This window comes from Pseudomonas sp. GW822-FHT02G04 (genome assembly GCF_058802085.1).
Map to the genome: position 1 here is coordinate 161,256 of NZ_JBXANU010000001.1, position 23,095 is coordinate 184,350.

Below are 23,095 nucleotides of genomic sequence, written 5' to 3' on the forward strand. Positions count from 1 at the left end.
ATGGCGCGTTTCTTTATCGATCGGCCGATTTTTGCCTGGGTCATCGCCATCGTCATCATGCTTGCCGGGGCCTTGTCGATCAGTCAGTTGCCCCTGGAGCAGTACCCGGACATCGCGCCGCCGACGGTTCGTATTTCCGCCACCTACACCGGCGCCTCGGCCAAGACCGTGGAAGACTCGGTGACCCAGGTCATCGAGCAGCAGATGAAAGGCCTGGATAACCTGACCTACATGTCGGCCTCCAGCAGCTCGGCCGGCAGTGCCAGCATCGACCTGACCTTCACCGCCGGTACAAACCCGGATGTGGCACAGATGCAGGTGCAGAACAAACTCCAACAGGCTGAGTCGAGATTGCCGCAATCGGTGCAGAGCGAAGGTCTGACCGTGACCAAGGGCGGGTCAGATTTTCTGATGATTGCCGCCCTGACTTCCGACAATCCGAACGTCACCGGTACCCAGATCGGCGACTACATTTCCAGCACCTTGCTCGACCAGATCAGTCGTATTGATGGCGTCGGCGATGTGCAGACCCTCGGTTCGGGCTACGCCATGCGCATCTGGCTGGACCCGGCCCTGCTGGAAAAGTACGCGTTGATGCCCTCGGACATCAGTAGCGCTCTGGAAGCACAGAACACCGAAGTGTCCGCCGGCCAGCTCGGTGCCTTGCCAGCGATGGCCGGGCAGCAACTGAACGCTACCATCAGTGCCCGCAGCAAGCTGCAAACCGCCGAAGAGTTTCGCGATGTCGTGGTCAAGTCCACTAGCGATGGGGCTGTGGTGCTGCTGGGGGATGTGGCGCGAGTCGAGCTGGGTAGTGAAAGCTACGACGTGAGTTCTGCCCTCAACGGAAAACCCGCCGCCGCCATGGGCGTGCAGCTCGCCGCCGGGGCCAATGCCCTGAGCGTGGGTGAAGCGGTGAAGGCCAAACTCAAGGAACTGGAGCCTTTCTACCCTGCGCAAATGCAGCTCAAGAACGTGATCGCTTACGACACGACACCCTTTGTCAGCCTGTCCATCGAAGAGGTGGTCAAGTCCCTGGGGGAGGCCATCGTCCTGGTGGTGCTGATCATGTTCCTGTTCCTGCAGAATCTGCGCGCCACGCTGATCCCGGCGATCACGGTGCCGGTGGTGTTGCTGGGAACCTTCGGCGTGCTGGCGCTGTTAGGTTATTCAATCAACACCCTGACCATGTTCGCTATGGTCCTGGCCATCGGTTTGTTGGTGGACGATGCCATTGTGGTGGTGGAAAACGTCGAAAGGGTGATGAGTGAGAAGGGGCTTTCGGCGCTGGCGGCGACGCGCCAGTCCATGGCGGAAATCACCAGCGCGCTGATCGGCATCGCCCTGGTTCTCAGCGCCGTGTTTATTCCCATGGCGTTTTTCGGCGGCTCAACCGGGATTATTTATCGGCAGTTTTCGGTGACCATCGTCTCGGCCATGCTCCTGTCGGTGCTGGTGGCGATGACTCTGACGCCGGCGTTGTGTGCGACCTTGCTCAAGCCATCCGATGCCCAGGGCCATGGTGCGCAAAGCGGTTTCTTCGGCTGGTTCAATCGCAGTTTTGAACGTAGCGCCTTGCGTTATCAACAATGGGTCGGCGGTATCTTGCAGCGCGGGCGTCGGAGCCTGCTGGTGTACGGGGTGATTTTGCTGGCAATGGGCGCTGGTTATGCGAGCCTGCCGACTTCGTTCTTGCCGGATGAAGACCAAGGCATCCTCATGGCGCAGATCCAGTTGCCGGTGGGCGCCACCGATAGCCGCACTCAGGCGGTGATGAAGCAGTTCGATAGCTACATGCTCGAACAATCGGAAGTCGAGGCGCTGATCAGCATCAGCGGCCTGGGCATGGGTGGCAACAGCCAGAATACCGGCCGGGCTTTCATCAAGCTCAAGGACTGGAGCGAGCGATCGGGGAAAGGGCAGGACGCAGCCTCTATTGCCCAACGCGCGACCCTGGCGTTGGCGAGCATTAGCGATGCCAACGTGTTTGTCATGCAGCCGCCGGCCGTGCGCGGCCTGGGGCAAAGTTCGGGCTTCGACCTGCAACTCAAAGACCTTGGTGGTCTGGGGCATGACGCTCTGGTCGCGGCACGGGAGCAGTTCATCGAGCTGGCGAAAAAAGACCCGCGCCTGCTGGGGGTACGCAGCAATGGCCTGGATGACTCACCGCAGCTTAAGGTCAGCATCGACGATCGCAAGGCCGGGGCCTTGAACCTGAGCACCAGCGACATCAACAGCACCTTGTCCACGGCGTTGGGCGGCACTTACGTCAACGACTTCCTCAACCAGGGCCGGGTGAAGAAGGTCTACGTGCAGGGCGAGGCGTCGTCGCGAATGCAGGCCGCCGACCTGGAGCACTGGTTCGTGCGCAACAGCAACAATGAGATGGTGCCCTTTTCCTCGTTCGCCAGCAGTTCGTGGAGCTATGGCTCACCGTTACTGGAACGCTACAACGGCAACGCTTCGCTGGAGGTGGTCGGCGATCCTGCTCCGGGGGTCAGTTCCGGGGTCGCCATGGATGCTGTGGAAGCGATTATCAAACAATTGCCGGAAGGCATCGGTTACGAGTGGACCGGGCAGTCCTATCAGCTGCGCCTTTCCGGTTCGCAAGCACCATTGCTTTACGGGATATCAGTGCTGTTCGTGTTCCTCTGTCTGGCTGCGCTTTATGAGAGTTGGTCGGTGCCATTTTCGGTGATGCTGGTGGTGCCGCTGGGTGTGGTTGGCGCGGTGTTGGCCACCCGTTTCAGTGGTTTGAGCAACGACGTGTACTTCCAGGTCGGGTTGTTGACAACCGTGGGGTTGGCGGCCAAGAACGCGATTCTGATCGTCGAATTCGCCAAGCACCTGCAGGAGCAGGGCAACAGCCTGCGGGAGGCGACGCTGATCGCCGTGCGGCAACGCCTGCGGCCCATTCTCATGACGTCCCTGGCGTTCATGTTCGGCGTGCTGCCTCTGGCCCTGAGTTCTGGCGCCGGTTCCGCCGGGCGCCAGGCCATCGGCACTGGCGTGCTGGGCGGTATGTTCACCGCCACGGTGCTGGGGATCTTCTTCGTGCCGCTTTTCTTCGTGCAGATTCGCCGTCGCTTTGGCCGCGTATCCACGGCTTCGACCTCCGTCCAATCCGCCCAGTCAGGTGACGCATGATCAAGTTTCGCTGGCCACTGCTGGCCATCCTCGCGCTGCTCGGTGGCTGTATCAATCTGGCGCCGCAGTACGAGCGTCCTGAAGCGCCTGTCTCCGAACAGTGGCTGCCGTCCGCCAGCACGCCCAAGGGGGAGGTGGCCGCCGATATCGAGTGGCAACACTTTTTCACTGACAGCCGTCTGGCGCGCCTGCAGTCCCTGGCGCTGACCAACAATCGCGATCTTCGCCTGGCCGTCCTGAACGTCGAAAAAGCGCAGGCGCAATACCGCATCCAGCGCGCCGATTCTTTGCCTTCGATCGATGCCAGCGTCAGCGGCACACACAGCCGCACACCCGGTTCGGTGTCCAACACCGGCTCGGCGGCCACCACCCATGACTACAGCGCGCAACTGGGGCTGAGCAGTTATGAAGTGGATATGTTTGGGCGGGTACAGAACCTTCAGGATGAAGCGCTGGAAGACTATCTGGCCCTGACCGAAACCCGGCGCAGCACGCAGATCAGCGTGGTGGCCGAAGTGGCCACGGCCTGGTTGACCCTGGCGGCGGACAACGAGCGGCTGCACCTGGCCCAGGAGACCTTGCGCAGTCAGCAGGCGACCTACGAATTGACTCAGCGTAGCCACGCATTGGGTGGTTCTTCCGGTCTGTCTGAGGCGCAGGCGCAAACCACTGTGGAGTCGGCCCGAGGCGACGCGGCGGTCTATGAAAGCCAGATTCTCCAGGACCGCAATGCCTTGCGTCTGTTGGTGGGCAGCGATTTCCCCGATGAGTTGCTGCCGGACGCGAACCTGGAATCGGCTGCGGCGCTGGTTCAAGTACCGGCGGAACTTCCGTCCAGCCTGTTGCAACGACGCCCGGATGTGTTGGCCGCCGAACACACGCTCAAGTCGGCCAATATCGACATCGGCGCGGCCCGTGCGGCGTTCTTCCCGAGTATCAGCCTGACGGCCAGTGCGGGGTCCTCAAGCTCAGCCTTGTCTGGTCTGTTCAAGTCCGGCAGCGGCGCCTGGACGTTTGCCCCGAGCGTCAGCCTGCCGATCTTCGATGCCGGCAGTAACCGCGCGACGCTGGACTCGGCCAAGACCGAGCGCGAGATTCAGGTACAGACCTACCAGCAGACGGTGCAGAGCGCCTTCAAGGAAGTGGCCGATGCCCTGGCGGTGCGCAGCACGCTGGATCGACGCATCGCGGCCCAGCAAGCGTTGACCGACGCCAGCCGCAAAAGCTTCGAACTGTCCGACGCCTTATACCGTGGCGGTTCGCAAAGTTATCTCGAAGCCCTGGACGCCCAGCGTTCGCTGTACAGCGCGCAGCAGGACTTGATCACCCTGCGTCTGACCGAACAGAGCAACCGCGTGACGTTGTACAAGGTGATAGGCGGCGGGTGGAATTGATTATGCGGCAGTCGATTTGATTCTGATGTCGCTCGCGGTATCACGGAATAGCCGAGGTGACATGCCGAACATCGATTTGAAATGCCTGCTGAAGTGAGAACTGCTGCCGTAGCCCCAGGCATAGGCAATTTCGGTGAGCGAGCGATGGGCGTGTTCCCGGTTGCGCAGATCTTCGGCGCAGCGCGACAAACGCCGTTGCCAGATGTATTCGCTGACACTGCAACCCAGCTCATCCTGGAACGCTCGATGCAAGCTACGCACCGAGCACTGTTCGGCGTTGGCGATGCGTTCGATGGTCAGGTCGCGGTCGGCCAGGTGGCGCTCGATATACGCCTTGAGGCGGTTTTGCTTGAAGAAGCGGAAGTCGTGTTCGAGTTGCTTTTCTTCCTGCTTATTCTTCAGAACGTTATCCAGAAGCCCGGCGATACTGTCGCCGATCAGCCCGGCCGAGTTGCTGTTGAGCAAGGGGTATTGGTTGTAAGCATCACTGATCAAATGCGTCAGCATGCGGCCCAGTCCATTGCGACCGTTAAGATGCACATCGTCTGTTCGCGCGGGTTGTCCGGGCGTCCCCTGAAACAGCAGGATGAAGTGTTCGCAGCCTTGAGTACTGGTAACGCTGAAAGGTTTGCCACAGTCGACCAGGAGCATTTCGTCAGGTGCCAATACGCTGCTTTGTTGACCTTGCTCGAAATGACTGACGCCAGCAATCTGCAGTATCAACATGCGTGGGGTGTCGAGCGAGTCGACCGCTTTGCTCAGATGGCGTGAATATCGATGGGCACTGGCGGTCATTCGACAGAAGCGCAGCTGACCCAAATCTCCATACTCCAGTCGTCCCTGAAAGTTGCTGTCATGCAACGGGTCGATGAACGTCGACTCCAGGCGCTTTATATACTCTGGCGTGCGGCCCAGGTGGTCACTCATGAACTCTTTCCACTTCATCAGTCGGTCGGAGCGAACGATCTGATCGGTAGACACACAGGCTAAGTTGTTCATTTTTCGCCTCTTTTTATTGTTATTTACTGATTGGGCAAAAGGGTCAAAACTTGCCCAATCCTGGCAGGGTCAATGTTGGCAAATGATCAGAAGGGGTAGTGATGGCCCCCGGGCTGCCAGGTGACCCAATGGGCACGGGTGAACTCATCCAAGGCGTAGTGACCATTGAAGCGTCCGAGGCCGGAGTTTTTTTCACCACCGAAGGGTGCATTGGGCTGGTCATCCACGGTGATGTCGTTGATATGAGTCATTCCCGCCACAATGCCACGGGCAAAGCTCAAGCCGCGGGCCATGTCCCGGGTAAACACTGCGCTGGAAAGGCCATACTCGCTGGCGTTAGCCAACTCCAGGGCATGGGCTTCGTTTTCAGCGATCAGCAGCGGCAGCAAAGGCCCGAACGTTTCATCGCGCGCCAATTCCTGATCGGCTCCCACCTCACCGAATACATGGGCGGGCAGCACCAGCCCGGATGCCTGACCTCCACAAAGCCGTTTCAGGCCAGCGCTCTCGGCCGCATCGATCTTACGCAGCAGGCCATCGAGCTGGTTCTGATTGACCACCGGCCCGATCACGGTGTCGGCCTTGGCGGGGTCGCCAGTCTTCAGGTTGCGTACGCGCTCCACCACCAGGGCCGAGAAGTCTTCATAAAGCGAGCGGTCGACGATCACTCGGTTGACGCTCATGCAGATCTGGCCTTGGTGCAGGAAGCGGCCGACCACCGCGGCGTGGGCCGCTATCTCAATGTCCGCATCATCCAGGACTACCAGGGGAGCGTTGCCGCCCAGCTCCAGCGCAACGCGTTTGATGTGTTTGCCGCCGGTTGCAATGCGGCCGACATTGCGACCGACATCCGTGGAACCGGTGAATGAAATCAGGCTCGGTACCGGGTGCTCGACGAAGGCATCGCCAATCTCCGAACCCGCGCCCACCACGACATTGAGTGAACCATTCGGGAAGCCTGCCTCTTCGAACAGATGGGCAATCAGAAGGCCGCCGGTCACCGCCGTATCGCTGGCAGGCTTGAGCACGACCGTATTACCCAGCGCGAGTGCGGGCACTACCGAACGCATACTCAGATACAAGGGAAAGTTCCACGGGCTGATCACACCGACCACACCCAAGGGTTCACGAAAGACAAAGCTCTGTTCGCCGGGCTTGTAGCTCGTCAGGATCCGTCCTTCAACCTGCATCGGCAACGCTGCGCACTCACGAACAAGGTTCAGCGTGAACTGCCATTCCATGCTCGCCTTGATACGGGTGCTACCGGACTCACGAATTAGCCAGTCGATGATTTCTTCGCTGCGGTTTTGGATGACGTGCGCCAGTTTTTCAAGTTGTGAGCTGCGCTGTGTCGGGTGCAGCTGTGCCCACGCCGTTTGAGCACGATGTGCAGCCTGATAGGCATCATCGAGATCGGCAATCGATGCCAGCGGCATCTCCAGCAGCTGTTCGCCATTGAAGGGGTTACGGTCATCCAGGCGTCGGGAGGAACGACCTGCACACCAGGTGCCGTTGATGTATTGGTCGCCATTGATGGCGTAGGGGGCGAGCTGTTGAGTCGTCATAGTCTTACCTTCGCAGGCAGGTGGCCGCGTCGTTCAAGGAAGTTGAGGGTGCAAACGCTGTATGTGAAAAGTGCTCAACTCCTGATCCAGGCGCGTCCCCAGGAGTTGAGCGTGTATTCCTCCTGTGGCCAGACACCGGGTTGGCGGGAGGCATCGGTTACTTCGAGCTCGGCCGAGAACTCCAGGCGGTTGCGATCGGCATCGACCACCATGAAAAAAAGATTGTTGCCCGGCCCATGTCGGCCAGGGCCGAAGAAGAGGGTGATACGTTCCTTGGCGAAGCGATCACCCCAGTCACGGATGTCATTCCATTCGTTGGTTTCGTAACAGTGGTGATCCCATTCGTTTTTCGAGCCGCGGAAAAACGCCAACGTATGATGCTCATCGTCCGAGCGCAGGAAACACGTCATGAGCTGGCCGGTCTGCTCATCGACGACATTGTCCGAGACGGTAAACCCCACCGTATTGACGTAGAAATCAATCATGGCCTCCAGTTCAGTGGTCTGGAATACCACGTGTTGCAAGCGACCAGGCATGCTTTGCCGATCGGCCCGGGGATCGGCGCGAGACACGCCAAATATCGTTTCCCGGCCCTGAGGGTCACGAATCAGAAAGGCCCCCGGTTCGAGCAACGGCGAGTCAATGTCTTCGACAGAACAGCCGTTCTCGATCAGGCGAACGCGCAGCTCTCCCAATCGAGCCTGATTGCCAAGATCAAAAGCTGCCGCGAGCAGACCACAGTGGTCGGCAGGAGACACGATCATGGCGCGTTGCGGGCCGCTGAGTATCCAGCTGCCATCGGCCTGCGCCAGGCTGTCCATATCCAGCATCCGCCGATAGAAATCGATTTGCCGTTGCGGTTCTTTACTCGCCAGGTGCAGGTAGCACAGGCGTGCAGGTGTGGAAGTCTGGAGTGTTTGCATAAACACCTCTGTGGCTTGAAAGGTTCAGTGAAAGACGGGGGCGATGCCCCGCTCGATTTCGCTGCTTCTGGCCGTGGCGATGCCGAACAGCGACTGCAACGATTCGGCAGCGGTTGTCTCCGTGGTCTTGTCGAAGATGGCGGCGACATACCGATCAGGGCGCAAGAGCAAAAACTTATCTGAATCGCCCAGTATTCCTTTGAGCAAACCCTCACGGTCCTGAAGCACCGTGCAGCCAGGAATCGAAGGCATGGCCTTGGCGTGCTCGGGAAGGATCAGGATGCGTTTGGCTTCAAGATGGTTCCAGAAGCCATGCTTGAGTTCATCGATACGTTGGCGGGTAGGGTCGCCGTATTGAATCAAGGCGAAGCCGGCGCCGATGGCTTCGTCGAGTAGACGTTCGTCGCCATGGGGGTCGGTGAGCATCGGTTGAGGGAACATCTGTCCGCAGGACAGTTTTCCAGCTTCACCTTCGGTCAGTACCAGCCCTTTGGTGAACCGGGGTTTAGGCTTGAAGCGCATTTGCAGGAAATAGTCCCGCAACGGTGGCAGCAGGCCGATCAAGGCGAATGCAGCGCTTATCAAACGAGCGCGCAGGACGGTCGCCGGTGCCATGACCACACCGAGGTTCAAGGCCAGTTTGATCAATGCCCACGCATGATCGCGACGCTCGCTTTCATAAGACAGTAGTGCGGTTTCAGCCATTTTTCCCTTCAGCACGCCGATCAGCTTCCAGCCCAGATTGTGCGCATCGCGAACACCGCTGTTCATGCCCTGTCCGGCATACGGCGGGGTCAGATGCGCGGCGTCACCGGCGAGAAACACGCGGTCGACCTGCCACCGCTCGGCGACCCGGGCGTGAAAGGTGTAAACAGCCTTGCGCACGATGGAAATCGGGGCGTTCCCCTTGAATGGGCGAAGTAACGCCTGCAGGCGAGTTTCGCTGAGCACTTGCTCATCCGTTTCATGCGGCTTGAGCAGGAACTCGAATCGACGAGTACGGTGAGGGCCTGGCACTTCGACGACGGGACGTCTTGCATCGCAATACACGCGTGTTTGCCAGAACGGGTCGTCATCTTGATCGGTATCGACCACCAGCCAGCGTGAGGAGAAGCTCGACCCGACCATCTCAATCCCGAGTTGCTTGCGCACCGGGCTACGGCCGCCGTCGCAGGCGACGAGATAGGTAGCGGCGACTTCTATCATCTCGCCGTCTGCGTCACGAATCAGCGCGCGCACGCCGTGGTGGTCTTGACTGAACTCCAGCAGCTCATGGCCGAACCATGCCTTCATACTGGCAAAGCGTTCGAGGCCTTTCTTCAGGGTGTTCTCGAAAAGGGGTTGGCGAAATGCATTGCGCTTGGGGAACCCATACAACTTGCCGGTAGGCTCGACTTTGCCGAAGCAGCGGCCGCCGGGTCGAGTGAAATAATGCACGCCGTAGCCAGGCACCACATCACGCAACACGGCTTCATCCAGCCCGATGGCCTGCATGGTGCGCAAGGATTCGTCATCGATCGATACGGCCCGTGGCTCGGTCACGGTGCCGGGCTTGCGATCAATGATCAAGGTGTCCACATCGGCCTGGCCAAGCAGGTTAGCGAGGGTCAGTCCGGTAGGACCGGCACCGATGATCAGTACCTGGGTGGTGAAACTTTTGAGGGTTGTCATTGTTATTCCCTTCCGGATGACTCAGTCCAGTTGCTTGGGACGGTTGGCGAGCGCAACCATGCGCTGCGACAGGTTCTGCGCCAGGGCGAGAATCTGCTGTCCTTGTCCCTCTTCCTGAGCACTGTCACGTTCTTGAACCGGGCGAACGCAGCTGATGCTGCCGACGACCTTGCCATCGCCGTCGAAGATCGGTGCAGCGAGGCCATAGACACCAGCGTCGACCTCGCCTGCGCTGGCAACATATCCCTGACGACGCAATTGCTGCAGCGAACGGCGAAACTGTTCCCAGGTCTGGCCAAGGTTGCTGGCGCGCACCTCATCAGGTTTCTCCAGAAATAGCTGACTGTGTTGACGCGAGGTCATGTTGGCGAGGATTGCCTTGGAGGTCGCACCCAGGAGCAAGGGTCTGGGTGAACCGCGGGAATAGCTGACCTCACTGAACAAATCGCCGTGCTGATGAATACAGACCACCTGGTCCTTGAACAGTCGGCAGATCAGCCAGACTTGTTGCTCGCTCCACCGTGGAAAGCTCGGCTCCAGTGATTGTGCGGCGCGCACCAGGGGGTCGCTTAGCCGCAATTGACGGTCCCAGGTAATGATCCGGGCACCGAGCGCGTAACGCCCGGCTTCGACCTGGAACAACAAGTTCGCCTCGGCCAGTTCGCGCACGTAGCGGTAGATAGTCGAACGGGTAAAACCCAATGCACCGCCCATGTCGTCGACAGCCCAGATAGGGCTCTCTTCGGTAAACAGGTCGAGTACCCGCAGCATGCGCTCCAGGCTCGAACCTTTGGTGTCGGCATCCTGTTCTGGCAGTTGTTCCGATGGGTGTAGTTTGGTCATGGTTTACTGCTCGTCAGCGATGCTGTTGCGCAGGATGCCGATTCGAGAGATCTCGATCTCGACTTCATCGCCTGGCTTCATCCATACCGGCGGTTCACGGAACGCGCCGACGCCACCGGTGGTACCACTCACTATCACGTCGCCGGGGGCCAGTTCGGTAAAGGTGGAGCAGTATTCGATCAGCTTGCGTACATCGAAAATCATGTCGCTGGTGCTGGTGTGCTGCACCACTTCGCCATTCAGGCGGGTGGTTAATTCCAGGTCCTGTGGGTCACCGATTTCATCGCTGGTAACCAGCCAAGGGCCAAAGCCGCCGGTGTTCGGGAAATTCTTGCCCGGTACGAACTGAATGGTGTGCTTCTGCCAGTCGCGAACGCTGCCGTCGTTGTAGCAGGCGTAACCGGCTACATAGTCCAGCGCATCGGCTTGCTTGACGTGACGCGCCGGTTTACCGATCACCACTGCCAGCTCGCCCTCAAAATCAAGCTTGTGCGAGGCCTTTGGGCGAACGATGGGTTGCAGGTGGGCGGTCTGGCTGTCGGCGAAGCGGGTAAAAATCATCGGGTAGGTCGGCATCTCACGACCGGTTTCGCGCACATGAGTGGCGTAGTTGATGCCAATGCAGAGCACTTTACCCGGGTTCGGGATAACGGGCAGAAAGGTCACTTCAGCCAAAGGGATGTGCGGCAGGCTCGCCAGGACGACGCTGGTCAGCTCGCCCAGGCGATTGTTGGCGATGGCTTGCTTGAGATCGGTGCCAAAGGTTGGCTTGACCGATTCCAGATCAATGACCTGATCGCCTTCGACGACGCCGTAGGTGCTACGACCTTGCACAATAAAGCTAGCGAGTTTCATGGAGTCTCCTTGGTAGAGAGTGGTGCATGCGCACGGGATGCAATGAGGATCAATCTAGTCTTACAGGTAAATCCTGTAAAGTAGGATTTATACAAAAATCCTAAAATATGAAATATTTGTAAAATTGGCGGCTTTTTTTTTGCGAACCACAGGATCGAGGGAAAAAGGGAGATGAAGGAGGATGTGCCATCCGTACGGTATGCGGATGGCAACGATGTTGTGCGAGGTTGAAAAAGGGGCGTGGGTTTAATACCCGTCAGCGATCTGTAGCAGCGGGCGGAAGCTGCATTCGGCAACGCGACACAGAATGCGTCAGCTCAGCTTGGTGCCCAGCACCCGTGCAGCGACATACGCATCCGGAACGGGACTTTGATTCGCGCAATTGGGCCACTTTCCATGTCACGAGAGTCCAGAACGACGAGCTCACTACGGCCCTCTGCGATGAGATTGAGCAGGGAAACGACATAGCCATCGGCTTCCTCCGCATCTGGGGAGCGCGGAATGAAAATGGGCTCCTGGAAGCATCCGCTGTCACCGGGAAACCAGGTGTCGGTGGTTCCTGTTTTCAGGTTCACGTGAGCCAGCACGTTGAAAAACTGAAACGGTATCGGTCCATTTTCGGGGTTGTAGGGGCGTTGCGGATCAAAGGCGAGCAGGAAGCCGTGCTCGTACTTTCGACCGATGTAGCGGTCATCACACCTTGGAAACTCACAGGGGTAGTCAGTCAGTGGCTGCGGTTGAATATCGTCCTGAGAACCGTTCAGGTCAAAGGTCCAGCGCATCAGGCTGGCGGCCAGCGTTTCAGGCGGTGGGACATAACCGTCTGCCTGGGGGAAGAAGTAGAAGATGTTCCCGCCGGTGACCGGCATATCGACGTAAACCTTGCCGTCCTCGTCGAAGGCATTGAGCGTATGACCCTGGAAACCTTCCTTGGGCCCCTTGAACCAACGAACGTCTTGCGCGCACCCGTTGCGTGGCACGATAGCGAAAAGCTGAGGTAAATCGGGTTGCCATTGGAAGTGCGGCCCCCCGTTTTTCATGCGTTCGATGTCCACTGTTAACGGAATGAGCGGGAACACGACGTAGTGTTCGGTCACCGCGAAATCATGAACCATGGCCGCATAAGGTGCCTGGAACCAGATCTCATGCAGCAGCTTTCCGTCTGGCGAGAGTTCGAAATAGGCCAGGTCAGGCGTGCCTTCTCCTTTGGCTTCATAGCTGAATGCCAAGAGGTTTCCTGTTGCCGGGTCGAGCTTGGGGTGTGCGGTGAACGTCGCTGATTTGATCTGCCCGTCAAAATTCCATTCGCCGAGGGTCTCCAGCGTTTCGAGATCCATTGCCCAAGGCATGGCATCTTCCTTGAGTGCAAGCAAGATGCCGTTGTGTGGCACGACGGTTGTGTTCGCGGTGGTGTTATTCTTCGCCGCGAGCGGATCATTGGTGTAGACGTTTCGATAGATACCATTGAGCGAACGACCCTCACGACGCTGGGCCAGCAACCGATCCGTCTTCACGTAGCGGCGTCGCAGCGATACCTTGCCGTGCGCAAAGCAGAACCCGCTCACCATTCCGTCACCGTTGAAAAAGATATCGGTGCCCAGCATAGGTGGGTACTGCGGGTCTGGCGCGACCTGATAAAACGTCCCACGGATCGAGGCGGGAAGGGCGCCTTCAATCTCGAGATCGAACACTTCTGCTTCTACGCGGCTGGGCGTATAGAGCGCACCTGAAAACTCAGGGGTTTGAGGGAATGGAATAGTCATCAGGTAATCTCATTAATAGGCGGTTTCGTTCATGTTCAGGGTGAGCGTTCAGGCCGATTGAGGGGACATTGCCGGCCCGGAAGGCTTCACGCCTTGACGAAAGCGTGCAACGACCAGACACGAGATAATCAAGGCTGCCAAATAGGCTGAGGCGGCCAGCCATCCGACCGCCCGGAAGTGTCCCTCACCGACGACAAGTGCTGCACCAAATGGGCCGAGCCCTTGGCCGATAAAAATGGCGGCGTTACCCAGGCCTGCCAGTCGGCCGGAAGGGTCCAGTTCCGCCGCCATGGACAGCAGGTAAGGCAGGCTGAAAAACCACACCATATGGATCAGGCAGGCAGTAGCGGCAAAAGCAACGGCACTGTCGCCATAGACCATGACCAAGGTTGCCAGCAACGCTGTGCCGAAGCTCAATAGTTGCGGAAACAGCAAACCCAGGCGACGTCCGATCAGTCCGGCAAGACCTGCTCCAAGGGCGCCGGCAAGGATGCTGCCTCCGAGAATGCCACCAATCTGCTGCGGCTCCAGGCCAATGCTTTTGCCGATACGTTCTTGATAAACCCACAGGGCGGAATGTCCGAAAAACAGCAGCGCAAACAGCATGATCAACAGGATGGACGTGAGACCAAACGGCGGAGTCGATATGTTGGCCGAACGATGTGCTTCCGGGTAGCGCTTGGGCACTCTCCGGCAACCCAATGCCGCGAGCACGCTGGTGATGGCCAATAGGGAAAACGCACCATTTACGCCGAATATTTGCACGATCATGGGCATGGAGGTCACCAGCAGCATGCCCCAGAGAAGATTGCCGATATTGATGACCGCGAAGGTCGTATCTTTTGACGTGCGCAGCGCCGCTGTGGCGTAGACAACCGCCATGACAGCGCCACCGCCTGCACCGCAGATCATTCTGCAAATGAGTAGCCAGGGCTGGCTGTGGAATTGCGTGCTAGCCAGATTCCCTGATGCCATGATCAGTAAGGCAACCAGGGCGAACCGGCGTCGGTCGACGCTCGCCATGAACAGGGCGCAAACGCCGCAAGCGATGGCCATCGCAATAAGTTCGGCTGCGAAAATGGCGCCTATTGCATTGAGCGGCAGGCCGAGTTGATCGATCAACGCGCCACCCAGAATAGGCTGGATTTGCAGCGTCCCTAGGGAAATGACCATCATCAGGCAAATAGCGCCCAATGATTTTTTGCTGTCGATGGAGTTGAGCGCGTTCATGGAGCATTACCTCGGGTAAGAGGGCCCGCTCCTTATGCAGGAGCGGGCGCACACGTCAGTCAGAACTTGTGAACGTAACGAACCTGCACTTGGTAATCCGCTCGGGAGCGGTTTTCGACGCCGGTCTCTTTATAGGTATTCAGCCAAAAGGCTTTGTCTTCGCTGATTTTCCAGAACAGGCCCGGGCCAATACCCAATACTTTTTCCCGAGAGTTGCTCAGCCTGCCTCCGTTGACCTCGTCATCCGATATCTGCCTGAAGTAGTACCCGTTGATGCCGACCGAGACCTTTGGGATCACTTCATACGAGGCCGTGAAGTTGGCCCACGCCGACTGTCCTGACTGGGTGTCGCGCACAGACTGCCCTTCAAAGAATTGCGCCGAACTGCTCGCAGGATCGTCGTTCTTGAAGTTGTACAGGTAGTTCAGCCTCCAACTCACCTCCCAACGAGGCGCTGGCATCCAGGTCGCTGCCCAGTAGGGGTTCAGAGAGAAGTAATTGGAGCCTGGGTTCAGGTCTTTATGTTTGTCGTATTTACCCGTTGGCAGGATGGTGTCGAAGGCCACACGCTGCACAAAAACCGGCCTGCCATGGGTGTCGACGATCGGATCGAACTGGACCTGAGGCCCAACCGTGATGTCACCGAGGCCGGTGGCGTTATCCTGGAGCTTGGCACCGTTGTCACCAAAGTCACCGTCCAGAGAGACGATGGGCACCAACAAACTCCAGCCCAGGTGCGCACCGCCCCCGATGGTGTCGGGTGAGTAATAGCTCAGCTGATTGATCAGCGTGATGACGTTTATCTTCGGATTATCAAAGGCGCCATTATCCTTGCCTGCACTGTCCCTGATGCTGCTTGCGGTGCTGAACTTCAGATAGGTCTGATGTGTCAACCCGGGCGGTCCCGCGAAACCATCGTAAAAACTGGTGCCGCCCAGGTTGATACCGCTGGGCTGGTTCACCGAGGGCGGTGGAGGGCCATCTGCTGCATGTGCGGCAAATGATGCGAAGGTGAGTGCCAGGTATGCTGGCAGGGGTTTTGTCAGTCTCATCGCGGCGGCTCTATTCTTGGTATTGTGAGCGGGGTAGCTTCCCCTGACGCTTCGACTTTAATTCCCGGGCGGTCATGATGCTTGAGCACAACGGCCAGAGTTGACTGAGCGTGCCATGATGTAGGAGGGGCAGCATGGTTCATCGCTCGGCTCCGCCTGAGCGGCAGAGGGGCGGCGGCGATCATCCTCAGCCCGGACGATGCATCAGTCATCGGCGAGCTGATTGCAACGACGCCCGGATGTGTTGGCCGCCGAACACACGCTCGAGTCGGCCAATATCGACATCGGCGCGGACCGGACCGTGCGGCATTCTTTCCGAGCATCAGTCTGACGGCCAATGCCGGTTCCTCAAGCGCAGCCTTGTCCGGTCTGTTCAAGTCCGGCAGCGGCGCCTGGACGTTTGCCCCGAGCATCAGCCTGCCGATCTTCGATGCCGGTAGTCACCGCGCGACGCTGGATTCGGCCAAGGTCGAACGCGAAACAGGTGCAGACCTATCAGCAGAAGGTGCTGAGCGCGTTCAAGGAAGTGGCCGATGCCCTGGCGGTACGCAGCACGCTGGATCGCCGCGTCACAGCTCAGTAAGCGTTGACCAACGCCAGCCGCAAAAACTTCGAACTGACCGACGCCTTATACCGTGGCGGTTCGCAAAGCTATCTCGAAGCCCTGGACGCCCAACGTTCGCTGTACAGCGCACAGCAGGACCTGATCACCCTGCGCTTGACCGAACAGAGCAACCGGGTGACGTTGTGCAAGGTGTTGGTCGGCGGCTGGAATTAATGGCAGAGAGTGGAGGGTCGTGTCTTTGGCTCTTTGAAAGAAGCGGAAGTCGTGTTCGAGTTGCCTTTCTTCCTGTTTGTTCTTCAGCGCGTTGTCCAGAAGCCCGGTGATGCTGTCGCCGATCACGTCCTGTTCATGAAAGTGCCCGCTTTTGCGGGAGCTTTCATGAACAGCAGGCCAGAAATTGATCTGACCTTAATCCGCCGGCCGAATCACATTGGCGCTTACGGCTATGCCCGGCGCGGAGAATTCGATCATCTCTGCACCAAGGTACTCAAGGATTTCAAGATCCGCCAAGCCGTTAATTACATGTGACGTGGTCGGCAACTGTTCGAACGTTGCGCGATTCCATTTCACCGAGCCACCCGTTCCTTTCCACTTGCGGAAGTTCGCGTCGGTGAACTTGATTGGCGAGGTATCGCCCGTCACACCCGGCAAAGGTTGCGAAGTGGTTGCATAGGCGATATCGCAGCCGCCGCTGCCCAGAGGACCAGTCCGCGGCATGTATTTATAGAACAGCGTCGCACCGCCAGGTCCGGGGAGGCGCTTGTCTCCCGCGATTTCGGTGAGGCCGTTCAGTTCGATGTCGAAGAACTTGAAGCCAAACCACGATGCCTCGCCGCCGGCCGTACCCGCCCCGTGATCGATGTTTAGAAGCGGGATATCCGCAAACAGCTTGGGAAAGCCCAGCTCCTCACGGCCCGTCATAATCGCATCTGGAATGCCCTCAAACAGAACCGGACAGAACGCGCCTTCGATCGTTTCCATAGCACCGGTGTAGACGACCGGCACTTCCACGTTGAGGATGCCGTAGCCCCGACCTGCGAGCCACCAGAGGTTGTGGAAATAGGCCAGAGAAACATGAATTTGCGGCTCACCGCGCAATGCGAAACCGGGGGGCAGGATGCGCTCAAGGCTCGAACGCTCGGTGCGGTAGCTCACGGTCATCCACTGAGCGTTCATCGTGCCCGTTTCTTCCAGGCTCCACAGCGTGCCGTCGGGTTTCTGGCGGGGACCCGGTGCGGGTCCGAACACGGCGGGCATGCGATAGCGCACGCCGGGCTTGAATTCGATCGTCATGGGACGTTCTCCTGTCTTTATTGTTTTCAGAATGGGTAGTGGCGTGGCGTCGTCTGTAGCGTCAGCCAACGCAGCTCGGTGAATTCGTGCATGCCGGCGCGGCCGCCGAAGCGACCGAAACCGCTGCCTTTCACACCGCCGAATGGCATCTGCGGCTCGTCATGCACTGTCGGGCCATTGACATGGCAGATACCCGACTCGATGCGCTTCGCCACTTCCAGCGCTCGCGCAATGTCGCCGCCGAACACCGCCGCCGATAACCCGAATTCGTTGTCGTTGGCGCAGGCGATGGCCTCCTCGATACCGTTGACACGCACGATCGGCTTCACCGGACCGAAGGATTCTTCATGATAAATCCGCATGTCCGACGTCACATGGTCCAGTAAGGTGGCAGGCATCAACGTAGTGTCCGTTTTGCCGCCGCACAGCAACGTTGCGCCCTTCGCCAGCGCATCGTCGATCAAGGCATTGCAGCGTTCGACGGTGCTCATATCGATCACGGAACCAAGCACCACCGGATCCTTGCCGCGCGGATCGCCAAGCGGCAGCGCTCGCGCCCGGGCCGCGAGATGCAGAACAAAATCGTCGGCAATGCCCCTGTCGACAATGATGCGTTCGGTCGACATGCAAATCTGCCCGGAGTTGGCAAACGCCCCGAAGATCGCCCCGTCCACAGCGGCTTCGAGACTGGCGTCGTCGAGCACAATGAGCGGCGCCTTGCCGCCCAACTCCAGTACCGCGGGCTTGAGGTACTGTGCGCAAAGGGTGGCGATAATGCGCCCCACGCGCGTCGAGCCCGTGAAGTTCACGCGTCGCACTGCCGGGTGCGCAATCATCGTTTCGACCACTGCCGCCGCGTCTGCCGGCGCATTGATCACGAAATTCACCACGCCAGGCGGGAAACCCGCTTCGTTCAACGCCTCCACAATCAGGCCGTGGGTGCGGGGACAAAGCTCCGAACCCTTGAACACTACCGTGTTGCCGCAGGCGAGTGGCACGGCGATTGCGCGCATACCGAGAATCACGGGGGCGTTCCATGGCGCCATGCCGAGTACGACGCCAGCTGGCTGTCGCACGGCTAGCGCGAGGCTGCCCGGCTGGTCCGACGGAATCACCTCGCCGCTGATTTGAGTCGTTAACGCGGCCGCTTCGCGCAGTATCGCTGCAGCAAGCTGGACGTTGAAACCACCCCACGATGCGCTCGCGCCGGTTTCGGCTGCCATCGCTTCGATGAACCGCGAAACCCGCGCATCAACCGCATCGGCCGCTTTCAGAAGCAGCGCGCGCCGCGTGCCAGGCCCCGTCTGCGACCACGATACAAAGGCCCTTGCCGCTGCATCGACCGCGGCGCGAGCATCCTGCGCCGTCGCCGCGGCGCCGCGCGAAACCACTTGCTCAGAAAGCGGGTTGCGCCGCTCGAACGTGGTGCCGGATGATGCAGGCACCGTCTTTCCATCTATCAGCAATTTGACTTCGAACATCATCGGATCCTTTGCGTTGGGGCAAGGTATGTCTCGCTAAGCGCAGCCCTGAGCGGTTCGACGGCGACGGTGTTCTCGATGTGGCCCAGACCCTCGATTTCCACGCGCACAACGTCCCCGGGCTGCAGGAATTTCCCCAGCGCAATGCCGACGTTCGCGCATGTGCCCGTTGCGATCAGGTCACCCGGTTCCAGCGTCATTACTTGCGAAAGCTCGTGGATCTGCTGCCAGATGTTGTAGATCATGCCGCCCGTGCTGGTGCTCTGGCGCGGTTCGCCGTTGACCCACAGGTTCATCTGCAACGCGTGAGGATCCGCAATTTCATCGGCAGTGGTGATCCATGGACCGATGGGCCCGTGACTGTCGAAGGACTTGCCGAGCGTGAAGGTTGGGCTCTTGAATTGCCAGTCGCGTGCGGTCACGTCGTTCGCGACGAAATAGCCGCCGACCACGCTCGCCGCCTCTTCGACGGACACATAGCGGCAGCGCCGCCCGATCACGACGCCCAGCTCGGCTTCGTAGTCCATCTTCTCCGAGACGCGTGGCTTGTAGATCGGATCGTACGGTCCAGTGATGCAGGAGACCTGCTTGTTGAACCACAGCTGATTCTTTGGCACCGCAACGCCGGCCCGCGCCGCCTCTTCGGCGTGATCGTGATAGTTCATGCCGATGGCGAGATACTTCTGCGGATCAGGGATCGGCGCCTCGAGACGGACTTCTGTGAGCGGAACCCCGCCCGTCTTGCCTTCGAGCCGCTGCGCAAGCCACTCGATATAGGCGGGGCCTTCGGCAAGCACGCCGCGAATCGTTTCCGGCGCTGCAAGATCGAGCGCCGAGAGTGGCACGACGCGATCACCCACAACAATGCCGATGGTGGTGATGCTCCCGTGAGTGGTACTGCCGTGGGTATAGCGCGCAAGCTTCATGAATGTGTCTCCTGAAAAAGAATATCCGGCAATACGGTCACTCGTAGAATTCCGGCATCAACGGGGGAGCCCACTGGCTCATTTCGTCGTTGGATATTTCGGCGTGGCCCATGGGCATGTCGTCATTGACCAAGTCTCCATCGGTCCAGTGCTCTATCTTGTTGCCGAACGGATCACGCCAGTAATCGAAGATCTGGCTGCCTTGAACATGGCGGCCAACGCCCCACGAATGTGTGTAGCCACGTGCCTTGAGGTATTCGCCACCCTGGAACAGGTCGTCCAGATCCACCACCTCGAACGCACAATGGTCGAAACGCGCCACGCCGTCCTGCGCGGTCACCAGCGCGATGGTGTGATGATCGGTCCACTGCTCGCCGAGGCCACAGTGCAAAAATGCGGCGATAGTGTTTTGCTTGTCGCCGGCCCAGTAGGTGTCCGAGACGCGGAAGCCGAGCACGTCGCGATAGAACGTAAACACCTCCTGAAAATTCGGTACGAGCATCGCAACGTGTCCCAAGCGCATGACCGAACTCGGCCTGCGTGCGACGCGAACCTTCTCGCCGAAGCGCTGCCGCCGCACAGACGGATTCATCGCGAGAGGATCGCGCGCCTCCAGGGGGGCATGGCGCGCCTGGCCATGAATTACGTCGACCACGAACCCCGCAGGATCGGTGAGGCGCACGCGTTTGCCTCCACCGGGCTCGGGGTTGTCCTCGACGGTCAGATTCAGGTGCGTGGCGAGTCGTTCCAGATCGTCGTGTGACTGCGCCAACAGCCCAAAGCCTACGGTAGTGCTCTTGTCGCCGAGTTCACTGATGTGCGCATGATGCTCGGCGCCAGCGGCTCGCATGTACAGGGCACGCTCGGTCCGCGCAACCCGATGCAGTCCGAAGTCGACCAAAAACTGTTCCATGCACTCCAGATCGGTGACCTGGTAGCGCACAAATGCGATGTCTTTAACGGTAATCAACGCCTACCTCCTTTCGTTGCAGATGCCACGCTTGGTCCTGCCTGGCTCGCTGTGACTGAATTCCATGACGGTGCCGACAGCCAATAACGATTAGGCGTCCAAATATCGAGGAGATATAGGTGTATCAATACTGCTGAAGAAGGCGGCCTTGTCCGTGAAATCGGGATCGGAAATCGTGCCTGCAAAGGGCGGGATAGATGCACCTATTTTTTGGGGGCACAGAGCGGATCATGAGCACTCGTAGCACTGACTACTACTCAAATAATAATAAGGAGAATGCTGTGGTCTACATCAATCGTAAGCGGGAGGCGGTGGTCCGCAATTGCCTTGCAGCAACACGGGTGCCGTCAACGCTGAAGGTCATCTTGCTGGTGTCTTTGTTTACTTACCTGGGGGCGCCCGACTGCATGGCGGAAGCACAAACGCAGATGCCACCTTCAGCGGTCCCCGATATGGAAGTTAAACTTCCGCCGGTAAATGCTGATTGTCAAAAATACGATCAATACAATACCCGCATCATGAGCACGATCTATTTGCCATCGACGTGCGATAGTGTTTCTCCAACCTTATTCGGTCTTCGAGATGGGTTTTCTGACGCGGGGTGGGGTATACGCGGTTCGTTTTCTCCTGTCATAGATTACGATGCTAAAAATAGACAGGGTACTAAGAATCAAAAATATGCCGGGCAAAATCTTAGCGCCTATGAAATCACCACGGTCTATGTCACCTATGATTTGGGCCGAAACGGATTTCCATTAGGCTCTCAGTTCACCGGCAGTATTTCTCAAATGACGTCCAGCGGCGGAGTGGGTGAGGCGCCGGATATGGACCCGACGGTGACCACCTTGGGTGTCGATGTGCCCTTGTTTGATAACAAGGTTGAGCTCAAAGCCGGCTATTTGCTGACGATTCAAGATTTTGTGGGAATGAACCTTACCGGGAACGCCGGATCCGTCGCACAAGGTTTGCAGAGTTCAATTCCAGCGCTGGTGGGTATGAGCGTATATACACCAACGCCGACTGCCGAGATTAAATTCAGGGATCCATGGACGAAGAATTTTTATTTCCACTCCGCCGTTGCACGCAGTATCAGCTCTTCCGGTGCCATCGTAGAGTTGGAGGAAAACCCTACCGGTTTGAGATGGGGTACTAAAGATACAGGGCCGTTATATATCAACGAAGTTGGTTATAGAACCGGATTGACACCAGGTGGTGGCTTGCCTATCTGGGCCAGGGCCGGCTTCATCTACAATACGACCGATTATACAAAGTACGACGGGTCAATAGCGGACGACAACTACGCCGCTTATGCGGGTCTTACGATGCAGCTCACAAAAAATACCAATAACCCAGGGGGGCTGAATCTCGATATAAAAGTCGATGCTGCGCCATCCGATCGCAATATTTTTGCCAAAGATATCGCGGTCAACTTGTTTTATGTGGGCCCGTTTGAAAGCCGACCATTCGATATGGTTTCGGTTGGGTACAGTAAAACTTGGGAGAGTCGTGAGTTGCAAGATGCTGTAGCCGCGGGTGGAGTTCACGACACATCGACAACGTCCACTCAAGGAGCAATTTCGTATTCTTATCGCGTGAGTCCAGGTGTTTATTTCATCTCGACCGCCTCGTTAGTCACTAACCCGGGAACGGTGGCGAATGAAGAACTCCCATCGGCACTGATCCTCAATCAAAAAATGATTATTTCATTCTGAACGCATAAAAATAGGCTGCTCCCCGGTCTCAATCGGCGAGCAGCATTTATGTTTGCGATACTACCGAACTTCAGGCAAGCGTTCCTCAAGAGGGAGTTGCCGACGGAGGATCTACGATCCGGGACCTGATCACCTATCGGTTGCGCCACGACCATCTGCTCGAGCGCAAGGCGACCACGACATTCAAGAGCAAATGGGGAGGGGAGTGGCTGGCCTACGCCTATTGGAATAAGGCCAGCAAGAGCGAGCAAATTGCATTGGTCAAGGGAGTCATCGACCCCAGCCGACCGGTTCTTGTGCGAATGCACGCCCTGTCTATCTTCGCCGATGCTTTCGGTGAAGTCTGTGAGGAGTCGAGCTATCTCGCCCGGTCAATGGAAATGATCGCTGAAGAAGGGGCGGGTGTTGTGGTGATCATAAACAAGCCTCGATCCGACGCGTTTACGGCGACCGTTCGATTTCGTGACCAGGATGATCGGGATGCGGAGATCAGGAAGCTTCGCGATTATGGTACTGGAGCCATGGTTCTTGCTGAACTCGGGGTTCAGCAAATGATCCTGCTATCGAACCATCGACACAGTCTGGTTGCCGTTTCCGGGTACGGGTTAACAGTTCTTGACGAGCGTCCGATCGGTATTTTTGCCCAGTAAGGCCAAGACGATCTCTTCCAGTCCGAGGGCTGCCGTGCTTCCTCAACACGGCAGCC

Annotated in this window: 17 protein-coding genes and 1 pseudogene; 5 read left to right on the forward strand and 13 right to left on the reverse strand. The window is 58.3% G+C overall.

The window, feature by feature from the left end:
- Together AC1RO5_RS00815 and AC1RO5_RS00820 are read left to right on the forward strand one after the other, a co-directional pair.
- Entirely contained in the window at nt 1–3,147 is a 3,147-nt protein-coding gene (locus AC1RO5_RS00815; protein ID WP_493171887.1) for an efflux RND transporter permease subunit, read from the forward strand.
- On the forward strand, nt 3,144–4,541 hold the full coding sequence (locus AC1RO5_RS00820; protein ID WP_493171889.1) for an efflux transporter outer membrane subunit: 1,398 nt from the start codon (nt 3,144–3,146) through the stop codon (nt 4,539–4,541). The genes AC1RO5_RS00815 and AC1RO5_RS00820 overlap by 4 nt, the downstream gene beginning before the upstream one ends.
- Here the strand turns inward: AC1RO5_RS00820 and AC1RO5_RS00825 are convergent, their stop codons facing one another.
- From AC1RO5_RS00825 to AC1RO5_RS00865, 9 genes are all read right to left on the reverse strand, one after another.
- Nucleotides 4,542–5,540 carry a helix-turn-helix domain-containing protein gene (locus AC1RO5_RS00825; RefSeq protein WP_493171891.1) on the reverse strand — a complete coding sequence of 333 codons (999 nt, stop codon included), beginning with the start codon at nt 5,538–5,540 and terminating at the stop codon, nt 4,542–4,544. It abuts the gene before it with no gap.
- An 86-nt stretch (nt 5,541–5,626) separates the two neighbouring features.
- On the reverse strand, nt 5,627–7,105 hold the full coding sequence (locus tag AC1RO5_RS00830; protein ID WP_493171893.1) for an aldehyde dehydrogenase family protein: 1,479 nt from the start codon (nt 7,103–7,105) through the stop codon (nt 5,627–5,629).
- Nucleotides 7,106–7,179: 74 nt separating this feature from the next.
- Nucleotides 7,180–8,028, reverse strand: a complete 849-nt coding sequence (locus AC1RO5_RS00835; protein WP_493171895.1) for a VOC family protein — start codon at nt 8,026–8,028, stop codon at nt 7,180–7,182.
- Between the two features lie 24 nt (nt 8,029–8,052).
- Nucleotides 8,053–9,699, reverse strand: coding sequence for a bifunctional 3-(3-hydroxy-phenyl)propionate/3-hydroxycinnamic acid hydroxylase (locus tag AC1RO5_RS00840; RefSeq protein ID WP_493171897.1), 1,647 nt, complete (start codon nt 9,697–9,699; stop codon nt 8,053–8,055).
- A 21-nt stretch (nt 9,700–9,720) separates the two neighbouring features.
- Nucleotides 9,721–10,542 carry an IclR family transcriptional regulator gene (locus tag AC1RO5_RS00845; protein ID WP_493171899.1) on the reverse strand — a complete coding sequence of 274 codons (822 nt, stop codon included), beginning with the start codon at nt 10,540–10,542 and terminating at the stop codon, nt 9,721–9,723.
- Nucleotides 10,543–10,545: 3 nt separating this feature from the next.
- Nucleotides 10,546–11,397: a fumarylacetoacetate hydrolase family protein gene (locus AC1RO5_RS00850; protein ID WP_493171901.1), complete on the reverse strand. Its 852-nt coding sequence runs from the start codon at nt 11,395–11,397 to the stop codon at nt 10,546–10,548.
- A 317-nt stretch (nt 11,398–11,714) separates the two neighbouring features.
- Nucleotides 11,715–13,160, reverse strand: a complete 1,446-nt coding sequence (locus AC1RO5_RS00855; RefSeq protein ID WP_493171903.1) for a carotenoid oxygenase family protein — start codon at nt 13,158–13,160, stop codon at nt 11,715–11,717.
- Nucleotides 13,161–13,208: 48 nt separating this feature from the next.
- Nucleotides 13,209–14,390, reverse strand: a complete 1,182-nt coding sequence (locus AC1RO5_RS00860) for an MFS transporter (protein WP_493171905.1) — start codon at nt 14,388–14,390, stop codon at nt 13,209–13,211.
- Between the two features lie 59 nt (nt 14,391–14,449).
- Nucleotides 14,450–15,442, reverse strand: a complete 993-nt coding sequence (locus AC1RO5_RS00865) for a SphA family protein (RefSeq protein WP_493171907.1) — start codon at nt 15,440–15,442, stop codon at nt 14,450–14,452.
- Nucleotides 15,443–15,665: 223 nt separating this feature from the next.
- On the opposite strand from AC1RO5_RS00865, the pseudogene AC1RO5_RS00870 reads away from it, so the two are divergent.
- A pseudogene (locus AC1RO5_RS00870) lies at nt 15,666–16,220 on the forward strand (TolC family protein); the annotation flags it as partial.
- Between the two features lie 195 nt (nt 16,221–16,415).
- Here AC1RO5_RS00870 and AC1RO5_RS00875 read toward each other — a convergent pair.
- Genes AC1RO5_RS00875 through AC1RO5_RS00890 form a run of 4 tightly spaced genes read right to left on the reverse strand, consistent with a single transcriptional unit; the run spans nt 16,416 to nt 20,677 of the window.
- On the reverse strand, nt 16,416–17,300 hold the full coding sequence (locus tag AC1RO5_RS00875; protein WP_493171909.1) for an acetoacetate decarboxylase family protein: 885 nt from the start codon (nt 17,298–17,300) through the stop codon (nt 16,416–16,418).
- A gap of 26 nt (nt 17,301–17,326) precedes the next feature.
- Nucleotides 17,327–18,781, reverse strand: a complete 1,455-nt coding sequence (locus AC1RO5_RS00880; protein ID WP_493171911.1) for an aldehyde dehydrogenase — start codon at nt 18,779–18,781, stop codon at nt 17,327–17,329.
- On the reverse strand, nt 18,781–19,707 hold the full coding sequence (locus AC1RO5_RS00885) for a fumarylacetoacetate hydrolase family protein (RefSeq protein WP_493171913.1): 927 nt from the start codon (nt 19,705–19,707) through the stop codon (nt 18,781–18,783). The genes AC1RO5_RS00880 and AC1RO5_RS00885 overlap by 1 nt, the downstream gene beginning before the upstream one ends.
- Nucleotides 19,708–19,744: 37 nt before the next feature.
- On the reverse strand, nt 19,745–20,677 hold the full coding sequence (locus AC1RO5_RS00890) for a VOC family protein (protein ID WP_493171915.1): 933 nt from the start codon (nt 20,675–20,677) through the stop codon (nt 19,745–19,747).
- Between the two features lie 230 nt (nt 20,678–20,907).
- Here AC1RO5_RS00890 and AC1RO5_RS00895 point away from each other — a divergent pair, with 230 nt between their 5' ends.
- The gene (locus AC1RO5_RS00895; protein WP_493171916.1) at nt 20,908–22,389 is read left to right on the forward strand and encodes a carbohydrate porin; all 1,482 of its coding nucleotides are present in this window, start codon (nt 20,908–20,910) and stop codon (nt 22,387–22,389) included.
- Between the two features lie 140 nt (nt 22,390–22,529).
- Nucleotides 22,530–23,039 (forward strand): hypothetical protein, encoded by a 510-nt coding sequence (locus tag AC1RO5_RS00900; protein ID WP_493171917.1) that lies wholly within the window; start codon nt 22,530–22,532, stop codon nt 23,037–23,039.
- The last annotated feature ends 56 nt before the right edge of the window (nt 23,040–23,095 follow it).